The sequence below is a fragment of the Rhizobium sp. P2_G9 genome, from assembly GCF_056403475.1.
The window spans coordinates 82,678-103,823 of record NZ_JBFUFK010000019.1; the positions used below are offsets into that span (position 1 = coordinate 82,678).

19 protein-coding genes are annotated in these 21,146 nt (G+C 62.2%); 7 read left to right on the plus strand and 12 right to left on the minus strand.

The window, feature by feature from the left end; translation table 11 throughout:
• Positions 1 to 34 precede the first annotated feature (34 nt).
• The 4 genes from AC1DYF_RS17550 to AC1DYF_RS17565 form a co-directional block, all read right to left on the minus strand.
• The gene (locus AC1DYF_RS17550) at positions 35 to 457 is read right to left on the minus strand and encodes a DUF6455 family protein (RefSeq protein WP_477878028.1); all 423 of its coding nucleotides are present in this window, start codon (positions 455 to 457) and stop codon (positions 35 to 37) included.
• An 85-nt stretch (positions 458 to 542) separates the two neighbouring features.
• Positions 543 to 1,457, minus strand: a complete 915-nt coding sequence (locus AC1DYF_RS17555) for a ribokinase (RefSeq protein WP_477878029.1) — start codon at positions 1,455 to 1,457, stop codon at positions 543 to 545.
• Positions 1,458 to 1,460: 3 nt separating this feature from the next.
• Positions 1,461 to 2,453 (minus strand): sugar phosphate isomerase/epimerase family protein, encoded by a 993-nt coding sequence (locus tag AC1DYF_RS17560; protein ID WP_477878030.1) that lies wholly within the window; start codon positions 2,451 to 2,453, stop codon positions 1,461 to 1,463.
• Positions 2,454 to 2,469: 16 nt separating this feature from the next.
• Entirely contained in the window at positions 2,470 to 4,410 is a 1,941-nt protein-coding gene (locus tag AC1DYF_RS17565) for a hypothetical protein (protein WP_477878031.1), read from the minus strand.
• A gap of 285 nt (positions 4,411 to 4,695) precedes the next feature.
• On the opposite strand from AC1DYF_RS17565, the gene cckA reads away from it, so the two are divergent.
• The 3 genes from cckA to AC1DYF_RS17580 all read left to right on the plus strand — a co-directional run bounded on the left by cckA (position 4,696) and on the right by AC1DYF_RS17580 (position 8,366).
• On the plus strand, positions 4,696 to 7,287 hold the full coding sequence (cckA, locus tag AC1DYF_RS17570) for a cell cycle histidine kinase CckA (RefSeq protein ID WP_477878032.1): 2,592 nt from the start codon (positions 4,696 to 4,698) through the stop codon (positions 7,285 to 7,287).
• A 133-nt stretch (positions 7,288 to 7,420) separates the two neighbouring features.
• A complete protein-coding gene (locus AC1DYF_RS17575) occupies positions 7,421 to 7,978 on the plus strand; it encodes a DUF924 family protein (RefSeq protein WP_477878033.1) in 558 nt (185 codons plus the stop codon).
• Between the two features lie 121 nt (positions 7,979 to 8,099).
• Complete coding sequence (locus AC1DYF_RS17580) at positions 8,100 to 8,366, plus strand: ribbon-helix-helix domain-containing protein (RefSeq protein WP_477878034.1); 267 nt, start codon at positions 8,100 to 8,102, stop codon at positions 8,364 to 8,366.
• Positions 8,367 to 8,376: 10 nt separating this feature from the next.
• On the opposite strand, the gene AC1DYF_RS17585 is transcribed toward AC1DYF_RS17580, so the two are convergent.
• Both AC1DYF_RS17585 and AC1DYF_RS17590 read right to left on the minus strand, forming a co-directional pair.
• Entirely contained in the window at positions 8,377 to 9,309 is a 933-nt protein-coding gene (locus AC1DYF_RS17585; protein WP_477878035.1) for a pseudouridine-5'-phosphate glycosidase, read from the minus strand.
• A 33-nt stretch (positions 9,310 to 9,342) separates the two neighbouring features.
• Complete coding sequence (locus AC1DYF_RS17590) at positions 9,343 to 10,284, minus strand: carbohydrate kinase family protein (RefSeq protein ID WP_477878036.1); 942 nt, start codon at positions 10,282 to 10,284, stop codon at positions 9,343 to 9,345.
• Positions 10,285 to 10,517: 233 nt separating this feature from the next.
• Between AC1DYF_RS17590 and recA the strand changes: the two genes are divergently transcribed.
• The 3 genes from recA to AC1DYF_RS17605 all read left to right on the plus strand — a co-directional run bounded on the left by recA (position 10,518) and on the right by AC1DYF_RS17605 (position 15,797).
• On the plus strand, positions 10,518 to 11,606 hold the full coding sequence (gene recA / locus AC1DYF_RS17595) for a recombinase RecA (protein WP_477878037.1): 1,089 nt from the start codon (positions 10,518 to 10,520) through the stop codon (positions 11,604 to 11,606).
• A 156-nt stretch (positions 11,607 to 11,762) separates the two neighbouring features.
• A complete protein-coding gene (gene alaS, locus AC1DYF_RS17600) occupies positions 11,763 to 14,417 on the plus strand; it encodes an alanine--tRNA ligase (protein WP_477878038.1) in 2,655 nt (884 codons plus the stop codon).
• Positions 14,418 to 14,534: 117 nt separating this feature from the next.
• A complete protein-coding gene (locus AC1DYF_RS17605; protein WP_477878039.1) occupies positions 14,535 to 15,797 on the plus strand; it encodes a GGDEF domain-containing protein in 1,263 nt (420 codons plus the stop codon).
• On the opposite strand, the gene AC1DYF_RS17610 is transcribed toward AC1DYF_RS17605, so the two are convergent.
• Entirely contained in the window at positions 15,768 to 17,447 is a 1,680-nt protein-coding gene (locus tag AC1DYF_RS17610; RefSeq protein WP_477878040.1) for a SulP family inorganic anion transporter, read from the minus strand. The genes AC1DYF_RS17605 and AC1DYF_RS17610 overlap by 30 nt on opposite strands.
• Between AC1DYF_RS17610 and AC1DYF_RS17615 the strand changes: the two genes are divergently transcribed.
• Positions 17,431 to 17,667 (plus strand): hypothetical protein, encoded by a 237-nt coding sequence (locus tag AC1DYF_RS17615; protein ID WP_477878041.1) that lies wholly within the window; start codon positions 17,431 to 17,433, stop codon positions 17,665 to 17,667. The genes AC1DYF_RS17610 and AC1DYF_RS17615 overlap by 17 nt on opposite strands.
• A 4-nt stretch (positions 17,668 to 17,671) precedes the next feature.
• On the opposite strand, the gene murI is transcribed toward AC1DYF_RS17615, so the two are convergent.
• The 5 genes from murI to AC1DYF_RS17640 all read right to left on the minus strand — a co-directional run bounded on the left by murI (position 17,672) and on the right by AC1DYF_RS17640 (position 21,019).
• The gene (gene murI / locus AC1DYF_RS17620; RefSeq protein ID WP_477878042.1) at positions 17,672 to 18,466 is read right to left on the minus strand and encodes a glutamate racemase; all 795 of its coding nucleotides are present in this window, start codon (positions 18,464 to 18,466) and stop codon (positions 17,672 to 17,674) included.
• On the minus strand, positions 18,453 to 19,265 hold the full coding sequence (locus AC1DYF_RS17625) for an RNA methyltransferase (protein WP_477878043.1): 813 nt from the start codon (positions 19,263 to 19,265) through the stop codon (positions 18,453 to 18,455). The genes murI and AC1DYF_RS17625 overlap by 14 nt, the downstream gene beginning before the upstream one ends.
• A gap of 66 nt (positions 19,266 to 19,331) precedes the next feature.
• Positions 19,332 to 19,877: a hypothetical protein gene (locus tag AC1DYF_RS17630; protein WP_477878044.1), complete on the minus strand. Its 546-nt coding sequence runs from the start codon at positions 19,875 to 19,877 to the stop codon at positions 19,332 to 19,334.
• Positions 19,878 to 20,399 (minus strand): hypothetical protein, encoded by a 522-nt coding sequence (locus AC1DYF_RS17635; RefSeq protein ID WP_477878045.1) that lies wholly within the window; start codon positions 20,397 to 20,399, stop codon positions 19,878 to 19,880.
• Entirely contained in the window at positions 20,399 to 21,019 is a 621-nt protein-coding gene (locus tag AC1DYF_RS17640; protein ID WP_477878046.1) for a hypothetical protein, read from the minus strand. Before AC1DYF_RS17640 ends, AC1DYF_RS17635 begins: the two co-directional genes overlap by 1 nt.
• Positions 21,020 to 21,146 lie beyond the last annotated feature (127 nt).

The following is a 21,146-nucleotide window of genomic DNA, read 5'->3' on the forward strand; positions in this document are numbered from 1 at the left end:
CCCGTAGCCTCCGCACCCGGTCGGTGAATGACGCTCATCCCACGCGCACGGCCGGCGCTGTGCGCAGTTCGTCGAGCTGTTCTGCATTCGGGCAATAATGGGCATAGCGTTCCGCCGCCCGGCCGTGGCGCAGGTCATGGCGGCAGTCGCCCTTGGCGCCGCATTGGGCGCAGACCGCCATCATATCGTGGAAGAAGTGGCGCTCGGTTCTGTCCGCCGCGTCGGGATCGATGTTGAGCGCCTTCATCATCTCTCCCAATTCGTCGGCGGCATGCCGACCAGCCTTGATGATGGCGATCAGGTCATAGCTGCTGACGCCGCAATCGGCGGCCACTTCGGCGAGGTCATCTGCGCTGAGGTTGCTGATTTCCTCCAATGCGTGGTTGGCCTCTTTGCGGTTCTGCCACCAGGCGGTGAGAGCCGAAATAATGCTTTGTGCCGAGAGCGATGTCGTCATGGCCAGGACCTCCGTGAAATCACAGGGGAGTCTGCCACTCGTCCGGCGCCTGGCCTTGATCTCGATCAACGGCTCTTGCGGCCGATCATTGATCGTCCTCGCCCAGCCGGGCGCGAATGTGGAGCGGTCTTATGCCGGCACGCTTGTCGACTTCGGTCGACACATAGATCGCGCCTGCTGCCTGCGCATAATGGATCGCCGCCTCGAATGCAGAGCCGGAGGCCAACTGGTTGGCAAGCGCGCCGATGAAGAAATCGCCGGCGCCATGCGCCGATACCACCGTGGCACGGAAGGCCGGCTGATATTCGGCGCGGCCGCCGGCCCGCATGTGGACCACCCCTTCGCCTCCGAGCGTGATGACGACGTTCGGCACCCGCTCGCAAAGTGCTGCCGCAGCAGCGACAGCACTTTTCACATCTCCTACAGGCTCACCGGTCAACACGGCAGCTTCGCCACGGTTGACGACAAGGATGTCGACGAGGCTTGCCAGGTCGTCTAATAGCGGCCGGGCAGGGGCGGCGTTGAGGATCACGCGTGTACCTGCAGCCCGCGCCTTCTCCGCCACGGCGATATTGGCCGCATCGGTGATCTCATTCTGCAGCAGCAGGATTGCAGTGTCCGCGGGAATACCGAGGTGATCGGCCACAAACGCCTGGTTGCTGCCCGACACCACCACCGCCCCATATTCACCCGACGGCATGACCACGGCCACGCTCATGCCGCTCGCCGCGCGCGGATCAACCTGCAACAGCGAGGTATCGATGCCCTGCGCCACGAGATCCGCTTTGACAAAGTCGCCTGCGGCGTCTTTGCCAACCCGGCCCGCCATGAACGTCTTCGCGCCGTTCTGCGCCGCGGCGACGGCCTGATTGCGGCCTTTGCCGCCGGGGACATAGCCAACCTTGGAGCCGAACAACGTCTCGTCGAGATAGGGCAGGCGCTCGGCATTGACAACGACATCATAGTGCAGCGATCCGGCCACCAAGATCGTCTTCGCCATGCATCAGCTCCCTCTGTAGACTTCCTCGAGAATGATGCGCTGGCTGATCGCCGCGTCCTGTTTTTCGATAGCCTGCATCAGTGCGGTATTTTCGGCAAGCCGTTCAGCGATTGTCATCAGCCGTTCGGCGGCGAGAATGTTGGTCCGGCATTCCTCGACCGGGTCGAGGCCACCATGGTCCGGGAAAGTGTCGAAATAGATCGCCCGGTCATAGCCGGATTTCATCAGTTCGATGAGAAGCTCGATCGTCTGCACCGGATGCACGGTTCCGATCATCAATCCGTCGTCGCGCTTGCCGTAGCCGTCGTTGAGATGGACGCCGAGAATGCGCGAATGACGCGCCGCCAGATGTGCGGAATGCGCCGGCATCTCGTCGGCGAACAGCACATGGCAGAAATCGAGCGTGACGCCGAGGTTGTCTGCTCCGGCCTCGCGGATCGCCAGCAGCGTCGTGCCGATATCCGGCATCAGCGCATAGGAACGCGGTTCGTTGGGCTTATATTCGATGGCGATGTCACAGCCGGAATCGTGATCGGCGACGGCTCTCAGGGCTGCGATCGTGTCGTCCCACATCCGCTTGTAGTCGCCCTGGAGGGCATAGTCGAAACCATCCTGGCCCATCCACAATGTCATCAGGTTGGCGCCCATGCCACGCACCGCATCGATGCCTCGCTTGGTAATATCGAGCGCCGCCTGCCGGATCTTGGCGTCGGGATGGGTAAAGGCGCCGAGCTTGAAGCCGGGATCGGTGTAATAGCGCATCGCGCCGCCGTTTAGCGTCAGCCCGAGGTCGTCCATACGGCTCTTGAGGTCAGCTGGCGCGCTATCGGCAAAATGGTCCGGATAGTTGAGGTCGGCGGCGTTGAGCCCTTCGACTGTCGCGGCACGTTCCAAGAGGTCAAGAGTGGTGACCCGATTGCGGCCCGGCCAATAGGTCGCCGCGTCCATCTTGAACGCGTTCAGCCGGGCTGCGAAAGTCCTGGGCAATCTGCGCATCGGGTCTGGCTGCCGGTCACAAAGCGTCGTTTTTCTTGTTCAGACTGATCTCACCCAGGCGGCGCGCCATATCCTGCTCGATCGACAGTCCGGGCACCGCCCCGGTGATCGGCTGGGTGTCGCGGCGGACCGGATCGACCGAGGGCGTGCTAAAACCGTCGCGCGGTTCGGGCGTCACACTTGGTGCTGGGTAGTGATCCAATACGCCGTCGGCTTCGAGTTCCGCTTCGAGCAGTTTTTCGAAATCGCTTGCCAGCCGCTCCTGTGTCTTCAGTCCGGCGGAGTCGTCCAGGACGGTCTCCACATGCCGGGCCTCCTCGGCCAGTTCGGCGACGGGTGGCTCGACGATTGGCCATTGCGGCTGCCGGATGAGCGGCTGCTGCTCCGCGTCGTTCTGCTGCAACGGTTCCTGGGCGGACTGCAGCGACGCCGATTGCAGCGCCTGGCGCTGCTCGGCCTGGGCGCGGCGGGCGGCTTCGAAACGCGCCATCGCTTCCGCGCGCGCCGCGGCAAGCCGCTCGGCTTCCTGGCGTGCGGTTTCGGCACGCTCCGCTTCGGCTTCCTGCTCCGCCCTCTGTCGTTCAGCCTGCGCCTGTTCGGCCCTCTGCCGCTCCATCTCGGTCCGGTGTGCCTCCATCCGGGCTTGCTCCGCCCGATCGGCTTCAAGCCGCTGTGCTTCCGCACGCTCAGCCTGCTGGCGCGCGGCTTCGGCACGTTCAGCTTCGACCTTCGCCTGCTGGGCGGCACGTTCAGCCTCGACCCGGGCTTGCTGTTCTGCGGCCGCCTTGGCCTCTGCGGTGCGCTCCGCTTCCTGTCGCGCCGCCTCGGCGCGGGCCGCCTCGATTTTAGCCGCCGCCTCGGCCTTGCCGGCCTCCAGCTGTTCTTCCAAAGCGCGGATCATATCGTCGCTGCTGGGCATGGCAGTGTTGCGGCTTGGCGGGCTGGCGAGCACGCGGTCTCTGGCCTGATCAAGAACATTTTCAGCATGCACCGCAGCGGTTGACGGCACCGCCGCTTCGGTCTGGGGCGCCTTGGCCGGATCGGTGGTTACCGCCGCCGCGGCATTCGCACCGGCTTCCACCGCACCTGCAGTGTAAGGGCTGGCGCCATTTTTCGCCGCTTCTGCAGCACGCAGCGCCTGCCGCTCGGCCCGCCTTTGGTTGCGTTCGGCATCGTCTTCACGGGTCGCGGCATTTTGTGCATCGCCGTTCTTGGCGGTCTCCGCCGCTCGCTGGGCCTGACGCTCGGCACGTCGCTGATTGCGCTCGGCTTCATCGGCGCGGTTGGCTGCAGCTTCGCTGGGACGGAGCGGAACGACTTCACCCTTCGTCGCGGTGTCGTCCTTGCCGGCCTCTGCGGCGCGTGCTGCCTGACGCTCGGCGCGGCGTTGCTGACGTTCGGCATCTTCGTCGCGCGCCTGCCTGTCACGCCGTGCCTCAGCCTGGGCCGCAGTGGCTGCTGCCGCTGCAGTAGCCGAGGCCTCAGCAGGGCGTTGCGCAGGCGCTGCAGGCGTGGCTGTCGGCTTCTGTGTCAAGACGGGCTGTGGGCGCTGAGCGGCTGCTGCCGGTCGCTCGACCGCCGCTGCGGGCCGCTCGGCGGTTGCTGCTCGCTCGGCGGCTGCGGGCCGCTCCGCAATCGCTGGTCTTTCGGCTGCCGGTTTGGCCTCACGCGGGCCGCCAATGCCGGTCTCGATGACGATATCCGTCGGCCCGCCGATCATGATCAGGTGCTCCATATCGTCGCGCTTGATCAGCACCAGCCGACGCTTGGCGTCCACCGCCGCTGCGTCCATGACCAGCAGCCTATGTTCGCGCGCCCGGCCGCCCTTGACGAACAGTGGCGCATTGCGGCGGCGCAAAAACAGCAGCACGGCAATGAGCACGAGAAAGGCGATGGCGACGCCACCAATAGCATAGAGAAGGCGAGGAGCGAGATCGGGAGCCAATCCGTCGAGCATGGCCTGTCCTTTCCGGAAGCATTCGGCCGGAAGCCGACGCGTCTTGCTGCGCTTTCCGGCCCAAAAAGGTAACTATTACCTGTCATTGACGGCATTTTTCCGGCTTGGCAAGCGAATTCGCCGGTTTTCCCCACGCAGGCTTGATGGCCTTCGGCGGCTTTTCGGACCGATTCAACGGTGAATCATCGGTCGAGCCGCTTTTTGCCGGGGCGTCAAATTGGTAAGGATGAGTCGTGGACCCTGCCATGGACGATTGTGTTGTCATGGTGCGTATCTGAGGACCGGATGACCAGACCAAACGAGGCGACCGACTTTTACAAGCCCATGGTTGAAAACTCCCAGCGGCCGGGAACAGTGTTGCGCCTTATCCTGCTGGCATTGGTCCTGATCGCCACCGCCGCCGCCTTCGTCGTTTTCCGGGATCGGCTCGACAATGAAATGGTGCTCGGTATGCTCGGCGTCTTCGCCATGGCTGGCATCTTCTTCATCGTCTCGGCGATCATCGGCTTCGTCGAGGTCATGCCGCAGAACCGCAGCGATCTAGTGTCTCGCGCAATCCTCAATTCCAGCCCCGACGGTGTGCTGATCACCGACCGCAAGGGCCGGGTCGTCTATGCCAATGCCGCTTATGGCCGGCTGACCGGTGCCGATTCGGCCGCTGGCGCGCTGTCGATCGAGCACCTGTTGTCGCGCAACCGCGAATCGACCGAAGCCGTCTACCGGCTGACCAATGGCCTGATGGAGGGCAAGGCCGGTCACGAGGAATTCCGCTTGCCCCGACCCCTCGGCCAGAGCGATGCAGTCAGTTCCGCTTGGTGGTATCGGCTGCGGGCTCGGCCGGTCAGGGTAGAGGACGAGCCCGGCGGCCCCTTCTTCCTTTGGCAGGTCGCCGACATTACGGCCGAGCGCGACGAGCAGGAACAGTTCTTCCGCGAATTGCAGAACGCCATCGATTATCTCGACCATGCGCCGGCCGGCTTCTTCTCCGCCGGCCGCAAGGGCGAGATTTTCTATATCAACGCGACGCTGGCCGACTGGCTCGGCGTCGACCTGACCAAATTCGAACCGGGCGCGCTGAAGATCGGCGACATCTGCGCCGGCGAGGGACTGACGCGGCTCGAAACCATTCATCCGGAGCCCGGCCAGGTCCGCACCGAAACGCTCGATGTCGATTTCCGCAAGGCGAGCGGCCAGAGCCTGCCTGTGCGGCTCGTCCACCGTGTGTCTGCGAGCCGGGATGGCGCGCCGGGTGAAAGCCGCACCATCGTCATGCAGCGCAGCCACGAGGAAGCCGGCCATGAGGACGACTCCTCGGCCAATATGCGCTTCAACCGCTTCTTCAACAACACGCCGATGGCGATCGCCTCGGTCGACGGTGACGGTCGTATATTGCGCACCAACACGCAGTTCCTGAAACTGTTTGCCGGGCTGACGCAACGTGAGGACGGTTCCAACTCGCTGTTTGCCATCGTGCCGGACTCCGATCGCGAGCGCCTGCAGACAGCGCTGGACGCTGCCAAGGGCGACAAGGTCGACATCGAGCCGGTCGAGGCGCGCCATCCGACCGACGAAGGCCGCCATTTCCGCTTCTACGTCAACGCCGTCATCGACCAGTCCGATGAGGCGCCGGAGGAGGCTGCCATCGTCTATGCCGTCGAGACGACGCAGCAGAAGGCGTTCGAGACGCAGATGGCGCAGACCCAGAAGATGAATGCCGTAGGCACGCTTGCCGGCGGCATTGCCCATGACTTCAACAATGTGCTGACCGCGATCCTGCTCTCCTCCGACCATCTGCTGTTGCAGGCCCGGCAATCGGATTCGAGTTTCGCCGATCTCATGGAGATCAAGCGCAACGCCAATCGTGCCGCAGTGCTTGTGCGGCAATTGCTGGCCTTCTCACGCAAGCAGACGCTGCGGCCGGCGATCATCAACCTGACCGACGCGATCGGCGACCTGCAGATGCTGGTCACCCGGCTGTTCTCCGGTACCAAGGTCAAGCTCGAGGTCGAATATGGCCGTGACCTCTGGCCGGTCAGGACCGACATTTCCCAGTTTGAACAAGTGATGGTCAACCTCGCCGTCAACGCCCGCGATGCCATGCCGGAGGGCGGCACGCTTACGATCCGCACCCGCAACGTGCCGGCCGCCGATGCGGGTGCAATGAATTTCCGCGGGCTGACAGCCGAAGACTTCGTCCTGATCGATATTGCTGACAACGGCACCGGCATCCCGCCCGAGATCATGGACAAGATCTTCGAGCCCTTCTTCACCACCAAGGAAGTCGGCAAGGGGACCGGTCTCGGCCTCTCCATGGTCTATGGCATCATCAAGCAATCGGGTGGCTATATCTTCCCGGAATCGGAAGTCGGCAAGGGCACGACCTTCCACATCTTCCTGCCGCGCCATGTGGCGCAGGAGAGCACGGCGGATAGTGACAATGCCTCCAAGACCGCTGCCGAGCAGCAGCGTGCCGCCTCGGCCGCGACCGACGATGTCGACCTGACCGGCAAGTCGGCGGTCGTGCTTCTCGTCGAGGACGAGGACGCCGTGCGCCGCGGCGGCAAGCGCATGCTCGAAACCCGCGGCTACACCGTCCACGAAGCCGGCTCCGGCGTCGAGGCACTCGACATCCTCGAAGAGCTCGACGGCCAGATCGACGTGGTCGTCTCCGACGTGGTCATGCCCGAAATGGACGGCCCGACGCTGCTCGGCGAAATCCGCAAGCGCTATCCGGATATGAAATTCATCTTCGTTTCGGGCTTTGCAGAAGATGCCTTTGCTCGGAATCTCCCCGAAGGGTCGAAATTCGGCTTCCTGCCAAAGCCTTTCTCGCTCAAGCAATTGGCGACCACAGTGCGGGAAGTGCTCGATAGCTGAGCAGGTTCCGGAAAAGTGTTCCGCGGTTTTCCGACAGGAACCTGCGACAAACAAAAGGCTTCAAGCGATGAATCGTTGGCTTTGCCAACGAAAGTCTGATTGATACGGTAAGCATTGCGAGGGGGGATCGCGCATGTCTGAGCCGCTGGATATCGTTTCAGCCCGACAGATTCTCGATTTCTGGTTTTCCGAGACGGTCGAACCGGATTGGTTCCGCGTCAATCCGGCGCTTGACCAGCAGATCAGGCAGCGCTTTGGGGATCTCTATGAGCTGGCGCGGGCAGGGGAATTGTCCGATTGGCTGCAAAGCGGCGAGACGGCGCTCGCGCTGGTGATTCTGTTCGACCAGTTCCCGCGCAACATGTTCCGCGGCACGCCGCGTGCTTTCGAGAGTGACGAAATGGCGCGCGCCGTCAGCCGGACCGCGATCGACAGGCATCTCGACCGGCAGCGAAGCGCCAAGGAGCGCAGCTTTTTCTACCTGCCGCTGATGCACAGCGAGGACCTTCTCGACCAGGTCGAATGCGTCCAGCTCCATCGTCGGATGAAAGACGACGAGAATCTGAAATATGCCATCGAGCACCACGACATCATCGCCCGCTTCGGCCGTTTTCCGCATCGGAACAAGGTGTTGGGGCGGAGAAACAGCGATGATGAAGAAGAGTTTTTGAAGACCCACGAGGGGTTTTGAGCGGCCGCAATCGCCTTTGCTGCATTTGCCGAAACTGCGTTCTCCAAGAAGCTGCAGATCCTATCCAATGTTGTAAGGATGGGGAGAAACAGGGAGTACAAACATGCGCTCGACTCCGCGAATGAGCATCACCTTGCCGTTAGAGATGGCGAATATGGTGAAGTCGCGTGTTGCCAGGGGCGACTTTGTTTCTGAAAGCAAGGTTTTACAGGAAGGCTTGTGTGCTCTGCAAAAGCGCGAGAATGCCGTCGAACACTGGCTTCGCACGGAAGTCGCCGCCGCTTACGACACCTACAAGGCCGATCCCACCCGCGCCAAGCCCCTCGATGAAGCATGGCGAGATGTTGAGACAATGATGGATGCCATTGACCGGGAGCTGACGCGGTAAAGCGCGTCTCTCAATCCCGATGCAGCAGCGCCACCGCGATTCTTGCTGCCACGCGTGCATTATTCTCCACCAGCGCAATATTGGTCGCGAGGCTCCGTCCGCCCGTTAGGTGGAAGATGCTGTTGAGCAGGTAAGGCGTCACGGCCTTGCCAGTGATCTCGTCTTCCTCGGCATTGTCCAGTGCCCGCTCGATATAGATGTCCATCTCGTCGCGCGCGATTTCGTCGGCTTCCGGCACCGGATTGCCGATCAGCATGCCGCCATTGATGCCGAATTCGTCGCGCTTGTGCTGGAAGCGCGCGATCGCGGACGGGCTATCGAGCCGAAGCGGGCTTTTCAGCCCCGAATTGCGCGACCAGAAAGCCGGGAACTCGTCCTGGCCCATGGTGACCACGGGCACGCCCTTGGTTTCCAGCACTTCCAGCGTCTTCGGAATATCGAGGATCGCCTTGGCGCCAGCACAGACGACGATCACCGCCGTGCGCGCGAGCTCTTCAAGATCGGCGGAAATGTCGAATGTTTCCTCGGCTTTGYGGTGTACGCCGCCGATGCCGCCGGTGGCGAACACATGGATGCCGGCGCGCGCCGCAGCAATCATCGTCGCCGCCACCGTCGTCGCACCCGTCCGGCCCTCGGAAATGGCAAAGGCGAGATCGGCGCGAGACAGTTTCATCGCATCCGGCGTCCGCGCCAGCTGCTCAAGCTGGGTGTCTTCCAGGCCGACATGCAGCACACCGTTGAGGACGGCAATCGTCGCCGGCACCGCGCCCTCGGCCCGGATGATGCTTTCGACGCTGCGTGCCATCTGGAGATTGCCGGGATAGGGCATGCCATGGGTGATGATCGTCGATTCCAGCGCCACGATCGCCTCGCCTGCAGCCTTCGCCTCAGCCACTTCGGTGGAATAGGAAACCGGGAAATTCGGCGTGGCGTGGCTGTTCATGGCGGCGTCCTGGGCTGGTCGTTGGATGACGGCTTACAACACTATTTCCGCCGTCGGCACAAGGGCGAGCGTGTCCATCAAGAGTTCGCGGCTTAACGTCTCGGCCACCGCCATTTCGCTGGCGAGCGCCAGTCGCGCCGACGCAGCCCCCATCGAAACAGCATCTCCAAGCGGCCGGCCCTCGAACACGGCGTGCAGGAAGCCTGCGGCAAAACCATCGCCGGCCCCGGTCACGTCGCCGATCGCCTCCAGCGTCGGCGGCAGCAGCGTCGCGGCCTGTTCGCCCTGCCAGGCGATCACTTCGCGCTGGCCGCGGGTGATCACGCCCGCCTTGAGCCCCGCCTTGCGCAGGATGGCCGGCCAGCGGCGGAAATCGCCGACCTCTTCCCCCGTCAGCGCCCGCGCCTCCGCCTCGTTGATGAACAGATAGTCAAACAGACCGAGCAGGCCAGCATAGCGCACCACTTTCGGCGGCGAAATACCGATGCCGGCCAGCGGCTTGCCGTGCTCCCTGGCCGCTCGTCCAACCGTGGCGAGGGTCTCTGCCGGCAGATTGGCATCGGTCAGCAGAAAATCGGCGGCATCGATCTGGTCTCGCACCTGCCGCACCTGCAGCCGGCGCGGCACGAAGAGCCGGTAAAGCTCCATGTCCGCCAGCGCGATCACCAGATTGCCGTCGCGCTCCAAGATGGCGGTATAGGTCGGCGTCCGCCGATCGAGGAAGGTGAACGGTCGATCGATGACGCCCGCAGCCTCTGCCGCGATACTGACGGCTTCACCCTCCGCATCGCCGCCGCGCGGCGAAATCAACGTCACCCTATGTCCGAGCCGGGCGAGATTGCGGGCGGCATTGAAGCCGCCACCGCCGGCCTCCTCCTTCCATGCTCCGGGATTGGAGGCGCCGGGGGCGGTATCGCCGGAGATCCGGCCGCGCCGGTCGATATGGGCGCCGCCCAGGACGAGGATGGAGGTCATGCGGAAGGCCTTGTTACAATCGACTCACCTTAACGGCTTTCCGGCATGAGAAGCAAGCCGCGAGCGCTCGAAGCCTTTGGAAACAAACACGAAAACAAAAATAGAACGAAAGTCGAAAAAATATTCCGGATCAATTGGTTGCGCGCCACTTGCAGAATGAGAACAAATAGGGTACGAATAACTCCAGCAGAACAGATTGCTTCAATGGCGCGGATAACTTAAAGGTGGATCGAATGGCCCAGAACACGTTGCGACTCGTTGAGGAAAAAGCGGTGGACAAGAGCAAAGCCCTGGATGCGGCACTTTCCCAGATCGAACGCGCGTTCGGCAAGGGTTCGATCATGCGGCTCGGTTCGAACGAGAATGTCGTCGAGATCGAGACCGTTCCCACCGGCTCGCTTGGTCTCGATATCGCGCTTGGCGTCGGTGGCCTGCCAAAGGGCCGCATCATCGAGATTTTCGGGCCGGAAAGCTCGGGCAAGACCACGCTGGCGCTGCAGACCGTTGCCGAAGCCCAGAAAAAGGGCGGCATCTGTGCCTTTGTCGACGCTGAACATGCGCTTGATCCGGTCTATGCGCGCAAGCTCGGCGTCGATCTTGAAAACCTGCTGATCTCGCAGCCGGATACCGGCGAGCAGGCGCTTGAAATCACCGATACGCTGGTCCGCTCCGGCGCTATCGACGTGCTGGTCATCGACTCGGTAGCGGCGCTGACGCCACGGGCTGAAATCGAAGGCGAGATGGGCGACAGCCTTCCGGGCTTGCAGGCCCGCCTGATGAGCCAGGCATTGCGCAAGCTCACGGCCTCGATCTCGAAGTCGAACTGCATGGTGATCTTCATCAACCAGATCCGCATGAAGATCGGTGTCATGTTCGGGTCGCCGGAAACCACCACCGGCGGCAACGCGCTGAAATTCTATGCCTCCGTTCGTCTCGACATTCGCCGCATCGGTTCGGTCAAGGAGCGCGATGAAGTGGTCGGCAACCAGACCCGCGTGAAGGTCGTCAAGAACAAGATGGCGCCGCCCTTCAAGCAGGTCGAATTCGACATCATGTATGGTGAAGGCGTTTCCAAGACCGGCGAACTGGTCGACCTCGGCGTCAAAGCCGGCATCGTTGAAAAATCCGGCGCCTGGTTCTCCTACAACAGCCAGCGCCTCGGCCAGGGCCGCGAGAACGCAAAACTTTTCCTGCGCGACAATCCGGATCTCGCCCGCGAAATCGAATTGTCGCTACGCCAGAATGCCGGCCTGATCGCCGACCGCTTCCTGCAGAATGGTGGTCCCGAGGCGGGTGACGACGACGAGGCGCTGGAAGCCTGATCCGTAGATATCGTCGGATTTTCCGATCCGGCCCGGCGCCTTGCGGATTGCAGGCGCCGGGCTTTGTTTTTCTGGACATCGGCAGGGGCGGGCGATACAAGCGCTTGGCTAAAATCCGGGCAAACCGGTCATTTTCTGAGGGATGAAGGGCATACGATGAGTGGCGTCAACGAGATCCGGTCTGCGTTTCTGGACTATTTCCGCAAGAACGGACATGAGATCGTCGCCTCGTCGCCGCTCGTGCCGCGCAACGACCCGACGCTGATGTTCACCAATGCCGGCATGGTGCAATTCAAGAATGTCTTCACCGGCCTGGAGTCTCGTCCCTATTCCACGGCGTCGACGGCGCAGAAATGCGTTCGCGCCGGCGGCAAGCACAACGACCTCGACAATGTCGGCTATACCGCGCGTCACCACACCTTCTTCGAAATGCTTGGCAATTTCTCCTTCGGCGACTATTTCAAGGAACGCGCCATTGAGCTCGCCTGGAACCTGATCACTAAGGAATATGGCATCGACCGCAACCGGTTGATGGTCACCGTCTACCATACCGATGATCAGGCCTTCGATCTCTGGCGCAAGATTGCCGGCCTGCCGGAAAGCCGCATCATCCGTATCCCGACCAGCGACAATTTCTGGGCCATGGGCGATACCGGCCCCTGCGGCCCGTGTTCTGAAATTTTCTATGACCATGGCGACCATATCTGGGGCGGTCCTCCCGGTTCGGCCGACGAGGACGGCGACCGCTTCATCGAGATCTGGAACCTGGTGTTCATGCAATATGAGCAGGTCACCAAGGAAGAGCGGATCAACCTGCCGCGGCCGTCGATCGACACCGGCATGGGCCTGGAGCGCATCTCGGCGCTGCTCCAGGGCAAGCATGACAATTACGACACCGACCTGTTCCGCGCCCTGATCGCCGCCTCGATGGAGGCCACCGGCACCGATGCCGAGGGTGAGCGCCGTGCCAGCCACCGTGTCATCGCCGACCATCTGCGTTCGTCGGCTTTCCTTATCGCCGACGGTGTGCTGCCTTCCAATGAAGGCCGCGGCTATGTGCTGCGTCGTATCATGCGCCGCGCCATGCGCCATGCCGAACTCCTGGGTGCCCGCGAACCCTTGATCTGGAAGCTGGTTCCGGCGCTGGTCGGCCAGATGGGCGCTGCCTATCCCGAACTTATGCGCGCCGAAGCGCTGATCACCGAGACGTTGAAGCTCGAGGAGAAGCGCTTCCGCACGACACTGGAACGTGGCCTGGGCCTTTTGAACGCAGCCGTCAGTGGCCTGAGCGAAGGCTCGGAACTCGACGGCGAGACGGCCTTCAAGCTCTATGACACCTATGGTTTCCCGCTCGACCTGACGCAGGATGCGCTGCGCCAGAAGGGCATCGGCGTCGACACGGAGGCCTTCGCCAAGGCGATGCAGCGCCAGAAAGCCGAGGCCCGCGCCAATTGGGCGGGTTCCGGCGAGGCAGCGACCGAGACGATCTGGTTCGAGCTCAGGGAAGCCCATGGTGCCACCGAATTCCTCGGCTACGACACCGAGCGTGCCGAAGGCGTGGTGTGTGCGCTCGTGCGTGACGGCAAGTCACTGCCGCAGGCCTCGGCGGGTGAGAAGGTGCAGTTGGTCGTCAACCAGACGCCGTTCTACGGCGAATCCGGCGGTCAAATGGGCGATAACGGCCTGATCACTTTCGAGGGTGGCCGCGCTGTTATCACCGACACGCTGAAAAAGGGTGATGGCCTGTTCGTGCATTTCGCCGAAGTTTCCGAAGGCGTGCTCAAGCCGGGCGATGCGATCGTGCTGGAAGTCGATCATTCCCGTCGCGGGCGGCTGCGCTCCAACCATTCGGCCACCCACCTGATCCACGAGGCGCTGCGCGAAATCCTAGGCACGCACGTGGCGCAGAAGGGTTCCTTGGTGGCGCCGGAGCGGCTGCGTTTCGACGTCTCGCATCCCAAGCCGATCTCGGCCGAAGAAATGAAAGTGGTCGAGCAGCTTGCCAATGAGATCGTCGTCCAGAACGCACCGGTGACGACGCGGCTGATGAGCGTCGATGATGCGATCGCCGAGGGCGCGATGGCGCTGTTCGGCGAGAAATATGGCGACGAGGTCCGCGTCGTGTCGATGGGCACGGCCAGGCATGGCGACAAGGCCGGCAAGCCCTATTCGGTGGAGCTTTGCGGCGGCACGCATGTGCGCGAGACCGGCGATATCGGCCTGATCCGCATCCTCAGCGACAGCGCGGTCGGTGCCGGCGTGCGCCGCATCGAAGCGCTGACCGGCGAGGCGGCGCGCGATTATCTGTCAACCCAGGACGAGCGCATCAAGTCGCTTGCGGCAATCCTCAAGGTGCAGCCGGACGACGTGCTGACTCGTGTCGAGGGGCTGATGGAGGAGCGGCGCAAGCTGGAGCGCGACCTGGCCGACGCCAAGAAGAAACTCGCCCTTGGTGGCGGCTCCGGTGGCGGTGACGGATTGCGCGACATCAACGGCGTGAAATTCCTCGGCCGCGTGGTTACCGGTGTCGAGCCGAAAGACCTGAAGAGCCTCGCCGACGAAGGCAAGAAGACGGCAGGATCCGGCGTCGTCGCTTTCATCGGCGTTTCCGATGATGGCAAGGCGAGCGCTGTGGTGGCCGTCACCGACGATCTGACACCGCGCTTCAGCGCCGTTGATCTTGTACGCATCGCCTCGCAGGCGCTTGGCGGCAAGGGCGGCGGCGGCCGCCCCGACATGGCGCAGGCCGGCGGCCCGGATGGCAGTCAGGCCGAAAACGCGCTGGATGCAGTCGCAGCCGCTCTCGGTTGATCTGGCAATCTATAAAAAGTGCCGGGATATCCCATTCCGGCACACCGGGTTTCGCCTTTTTTAAATATTGAAGCCTACGACTTCTCCGAGTGCACGCTCTAGATCGGAGAAGCTGCGTTGGCTGTCGTTCTGAATATTTCGACCATCATGATCTGCACGGCGCTGATGACGCTGGTCGTTGCGATGGCGCTGACATTCATCTGGATTTTCGAGAAGCGCGAGCAAGCAATCGCATGGTGGTGTGCCAGCATGTGGGTAGGGACGCTGGCCTCGCTGATCCTGGCTTTGCGCGGCATTGCGCCCTGGTGGCTGGCGATCGGGCTGGGCAATGGTCTGGTCTTCCTCGCCTATGCGTTGATTTCGGCAGGGTTCGCGTCATTCCGCGGCGTGAGGATGGGGCTGCCGGTCATTTTGCTGGGCGCCATTGTCTGGTTCATTTGCAATTTCGGCTTCGAGTCGATCCGCTCCGATGTCAACAACCGCATCATCGTCAGTTCGCTGATCATCCCCTTCTATTGTGTCTTCGTCGTTCGCGACACCATGGCGGTGTGGAAGGAGGAGCGCCTTCCCTCCGCAATGGCGGCGTGTCTGTTCTACGCCAGTCACGGCATTTTTTACCTGCTGCGGATTCCGCTTAGCATTTTCTATCCGGTCTCGGACATCGTTCCCGGCCAGCCGTCGACATGGTTCGCAATCACGACGCTTGAAGCTTTCGTGCATGGCATGCTGATTTCCTTTGTCTTCGTATCACTCATCCGCGAGCGGACGGAGCGGCGTTACCGGCTTGCGGCCGAGATCGACAGCCTGACCCTGGTATCGAGCCGCCGGTTTTTCGTGTCCGAGACGCGCGCCGCCTTGGCCCGCCGGCCGAAATCGGCCTTCATGGCAGTCTTGGATCTCGATTTCTTCAAAAGCATCAACGACAGCTATGGTCACATGGCGGGCGACAAGGTGCTGCAATCCTTTGCCGCGCATGTGTCGCGCAGGCTGCAGCCTGGCATGATCTTCGGCCGTCTGGGTGGTGAGGAATTCGGCCTGTTCCTGCCGGATTGTTCGGAGGCCGACGCTGTCGAATTCCTCGAAGACCTGCGCGCCGCCGTGGAAGCGCTGGACATTCGTTTCAACGGCAATGTGCTGAAGGTCACCACCAGCATCGGCGTTGCTGGCGTCGAGGAGGCCGGCCCCGATTTCGACCATCTGATGGCGGGCGCCGACAACGCGCTCTACCTCGCCAAGAATGGCGGCCGCAACCGGGTGAGTTGCTTCAGAATGGCCATGCGGCTGGAGAAGATCGTCGAAGGCGGCGAGGAAAGCCGCCTCAGTCTTAGTAAGAACCGCGTCAGCCGCCTCTCAGTGCGCAGCCGCCCCGGACGCTATTGACGCTTTCGAAGCGGCAATCGCCTCGTCGATCGTGTCGAAGAAATGCACATGCGGTTCATTGAGCTTGTGCGCCTGCAGCATCGCGCGCGCATCGGCGCTTGCACCTGAGATCACGAAGCGCATGCCTCGCCGAGCCGCCTTGCGCGCCGTGCCCTCGATCACATTGGCCGCGGTCGAATCGATGAACGGCACTGCCGAGCAGTCGAGGATGAACACCTTGGCGGTGTCGGCGATGCGGTCGAGCACGCTGCCCACTGTCGATGCAGCGCCGAAGAAGAACACGCCATTGATGTGATAGGCGACGATATCCGGATCGCTATAGGGCAGGGGATGCTCTTCCGTCTCGCCATTGCCGAAGGCGACGCGCGCCGCGGCGCTGACTTTGATCGTTCGGCCCATCCGGTCGATGAACAGCACCGCGCCAAGCAGGAAGCCGGCGAGGATGCCTTCGGTCAGGTCGCGGAAAACCACGATCCCGAAAGTGACGATCAGCACCAGCGCATCACCGCGCGACGAGCGCAGCAGGGCGGCGATCGCCGGCTTTTCGACCATGTTCCAGGTGACTGAGGCGAGCACACCGGCAAGGGCCGCGAGTGGGATATAGCTGGCGAGCGGTGCGAGGAAAGCCATGAACAGCACCACGAACAGCGCATGCACCATGCCCGATATGGGGGTGGCGGCGCCGGCGCGCACATTTGTCGCCGTGCGGGCGATTGTGCCGGTGACACAGATGCCGCCGAACAGCGCCGAGCCGACATTGGCGATGCCCTGGCCGACGAGTTCGACATTGGAGCGGTGACGCCGGCCGGTCATGCCGTCGGCAACGACGGCGGACAACAGCGACTCGATCGCCCCGAGCAGCGCGAAGGCCAGCGCATCCGGCAACACGGCCAGCACCTTGTCGGGCGAGAGATTCGGCAGGTGGGGCAGCGGCAGGGTGTTCGGTATGCCGCCGAACTTGGTGCCGATCGTTTCGACCGGCAGATGCAGCCCCCAGCCGAGCAGGCTGGCAACACCGACGGCAATCAACAGGTTCGGCCAGTGCGGTCGCAAGGCCCTCACGGCAAAGACGATGAATATGGTCACAGCAGCCAGCAGGCAGGCCGACGGATTGAGCGTCGCGCGCGCATCGAAGAGCGCAGCCAGCTTCGGGATCAGGTTGCCCGGTTCCTTGGCCAGCGTCAGCCCGAGCAACTGGCTGATCTGGCTGGAGAAGATGATGACGGCAATGCCAGCGGTAAAGCCGACCGTCACCGGATAGGGGATATATTTGATATAGGAGCCGAGCTTCAACCAGCCGGCAAGCGCCATGAACAGGCCTGACAGCGCGGTGGCGAGGATCAGTCCATCGACGCCGTGGCGGGCTACGGTCGCGGCGACCAGCACGATGAAGGCGCCGGCGGGACCGCCGATCTGGTGCCGGCTGCCGGAAAAGGCAGAGACGAGGAAGCCGCCGACGGCGGAGGTGTAGAGGCCCATTGCAGGCGTCACGCCGGAAGCGATGGCGATGGCCATGGACAGTGGCAGCGCGACGATCGCCACGGTCAATCCGGCAATGATGTCGGCCTTGGCCTTGTCGAGCGTGTAGCCCTCGTGCAGGACCGTCCAGAGTTTGGGAGAGAAAGGCGGATCGGTGAGTTGGATATCCATCGGCGGGGCTCGGAATCAGGTTGCGGATTTCGCTGGCATCGAAGCCTACGCCCGCGCCTGCGAACAACCTTTGATAATTGTCAACGCCGCCGAATTTTTTTGCCGCTTCCACGGTGGAAGCGATGATGGACTGCCGAAGGCGGCAGCAGGGCCGTTCGCAGTCAAGGCGCTCGCATCAGAGCTGGCGGGATTAATGGCTGTGTTCCGCGCTTGCCACTGAAATCCTAGACGCTCAATCCAAACCCCTGCATCAGCCGGCGCGTGGAAAAATCCGGCCTGCCGGAGGTGAGCACGGCGCGATCGGCATGGGCTGCTGCCTCCAGGCCATCGAGCGCCGGCACCAGCCGGCGTGCCTGGCGCGCGATCGCTTCGGCGGGGTCGATCCAGTCGACGGGCCAGGGTGCAAGTCGCCGGAAGACATTGCCCATGAAAGGATAGTGCGTGCAGGCCAGCACCACGATATCGGTCTTGCGACCGTCCTCTTCATGGAAGCACTGGTTGATTTCCGCCGCCACGTCGGCGTCGGCAACGCTCTCGCCGCGGATATAGGCTTCCGCCATGCGCGCCAGATTTTCCGAGCCGACCAGCCGCACGTGGCATTGGCTGGCGAAGGACTGGATGAGATCGCGGGTATAGGCGCGCTTGACCGTGCCGGGTGTCGCCAGCACCGAGATCAGGCCTGAGCGGGTGCGCTCCGCGGCGGGCTTGATCGCCGGCACCGTGCCGACGAAAGTATGGTCGGGAAAAGCGGCGCGCAGGTCGGCGCCGGCCAAAGTGAAAGCGGTGTTGCAGGCGATGACAGACACTTCGGGCTGATAGTCGCGCAAAAAGCCATCGAAGATGGCAAGCAGCCGCTGGCGCAATTCCGGCTCCGCCCAGTTGCCGTAGGGGAAACCGGCATCGTCGGCGATATAGACGAAATTCCGTTCCGGCATCAGCACGCGCAGTTCGCGCAGCACGGTCAGCCCGCCAATGCCGGAATCGAATACCAGAACGGGCTTTGCGCTATTCGTCGTCATGGTCGAACTCATCCGGATTGCCGGCGCCGCGCGGACGCTTGCGCGAGAACCGGTCGAGGGAGGAAATGACACCGCGCACCACCTTGATCTCGGGCGAGGTGAACGCGCGACGGGAGAAGACAGCGCGCAAGTTGTCGATCATTTTCGGCTTTTTGTGGTCCGGCCGGAAATAACCGCGCGCATCGAGCGCCTCCTCGATATGCTCGTAGAGGCCGATCAGCTCTTCCTTGGTTGCCGGCCTCTGGTCGACGGCCTGGAACGGCGTCTCGTCTTCGGCTTCCATGCTTTGCTTSATCCATTCGTAAGACATAAGCAGCACGGCCTGGGCGATGTTGAGCGAGGCGAAGGCGGGATTGACGGGGAAGGTGACGATTTCGTCGGCGAGCGCCACGTCCTCGTTGGAAAGCCCGGATTTCTCGCGACCGAAGAGGATGCCGACTTTCTCGCCGGCGTCATATTTCGTCTTCAACGTCCGCGACGCGACGATCGGCGAGCGCACCGGCTTGAAGCCGTCACGCACTCTGGCCGTCGTCGCATAGACGAAGTTGAGGTCGGCGATCGCCTCTTCGAGGGTAGGATAAACGATTGCGCCGTCGATCACATGGTCGGCCTTGCTGGCAGCGGCGCGAGCCTTGTCGCTCGGCCAGCCGTCGCGGGGCGCGACAAGCCTGAGTTCCGAAAGCCCGAAATTGGCCATGGCGCGCGCCACCATACCTATATTCTCGCCAAGCTGGGGTTCGACGAGGACGATCACCGGCCCGCCGATGATCAGTTCGAGTTCGCTATTGGTGCCGGACATTCTCTGCCTTCATGTGATTTTTCGGCTCCCTCGCATATTTTGCAGCGACATGAAAGCGGCCAGCAATCAACGCGGCGGTTCGTAAAGCCGGTCCGCCTGGTTTTGAGCGATGTTGGCCATCAATACCTTGATCGAATCCTTCTTGCCATTGTCCTCATAAGTGGCGATGTCGTCGATAACGTCACGTCCGTCCTGCTGAATGATATCGATATAGATTGCCGTGCGCTCATTCGGATCGCCGCCGTCAAAGCAGCCGAAATGGGCAAAGGAAACTTCGTATTGGCGCATCGGACCGTGAGCCTCGAACAGATGCATATCGATCTTGTCGGGCGTGCAACTGTCCTGCGCTTGAACGATGACGTCGAAATCGAATGGTGTGTCGCCGTTTTGGTAGATCGGATGCTTCATTGCCGCCCGGTAGAGTTTGACGAAATCGGCGCTATAGAGGCGCTTCAGCCGGTCCTCGCTGAAGATCGATCCGAGCTTCGGCTCCTTGACCGACCAGAAGGTTGTGGTGACATCCATCACCTCATGGATGGGAGAGGGAATGTCATCCGCGAGCGCCGGCGAAGCCAGTGACAGCAAAGCGAGGATCGCGGCGCCGGCCCGCATCTATTGCTGGCCGCTCTTGATGATGTCGTTCATCTCCGCCATCAGCGAATCCCATTTGCCGTCATTGTTGCGATGGATGTCGTTAATGACGGGTTCGCCATCCTCCACGACAACGTCGAACTTTAGCTGGCTAATTTTGTCCCGACTCGCATCATCGGCGCAGGTCCACATCTTGAAGCTGGCATCGACTACGGTGACGCCATCCTTTTCGTCCTCGCCGGCAACCTTGATGTCCTTGAGCGGGCAGCCGTCCTGGCTCGAGGTGATCACGTCATAGTCGAATGGCGAATCGCTGCCGTCATAGACCGGATATTTCGAAGCCTGCTTGTAGGTCGCGACGAATTTCTTGGAGAAATCACGATCGATCTTGTCGAAATAGTCGGGGCCGTTGGCGTCGGTCGTCTCCCATCGCGCCTTGGCGATGTCGATGATCCGGTTGACCGGCTCGATCGCCGTGCCCCCGGCCAAGGCCGCAATCGGGASGAAGGCCGCGAACACGGCGATTGCCGACAGGTGCCTCATTACTTGGCCGGCTCCTGTACCTTCTTCTGCTGCTGATCCGGGGTCGTCTGATCCTGGTCCTGATCGGAAGGATTATCCTCTTCGTCCTGCGGCATCTGGCCGCCATTCTTGGCGAGGTCCTGCATTTCCTTGAGCAGCGAATCCGGCTTGCCGTCGGTGATACGGTGGATGTCGGAGATCACCGGCTTGCCATTTTCCGTGATCACGTCGAAATGATCCTCCGAGATGGCATCCTTGTTCGGATCGTCGTCATAGCAGGTCATCAGCTTGAAGGTGACTTTGACGTCGGTGACACCGGCCGCTTCAGCCCCGGTGGTGATATTGACTTCCTTGAGCGGGCAGCCGTCCTGGCCATTGGTGATCACGTCATAGCCGAAGGGGCCGCTCGCTTCGTCATAGATCGGGTGCTTGGCCGCCTCGCGATAGGCATCGGCAAAGGCTTTGCTGTAGAGCGCGTCGAGCCGCGAAGCGTCGAAATAGTCCTGGCCCTCGACTTTGGGGTCGTCGTTCCACAGCGCCACGGCAAGATCCATTACCGCCTTGACGGGCGTTTGCGGATCGGCGGCCAAAACAGGCGAACCGATCATGAGAAAAAGGACGGCGGTCAGTGCCCTGTACATGGAGGTTCCTGTCTGTTGATTCCGGCGGATGGACGTGAGGGAAACAGAGTTTGAAAATTCCGTCAATTCGATGGCGCGCGGCAATCAATCATTTGCCTCTTTCGTCTGCGGTGCTATAGCCGGACAT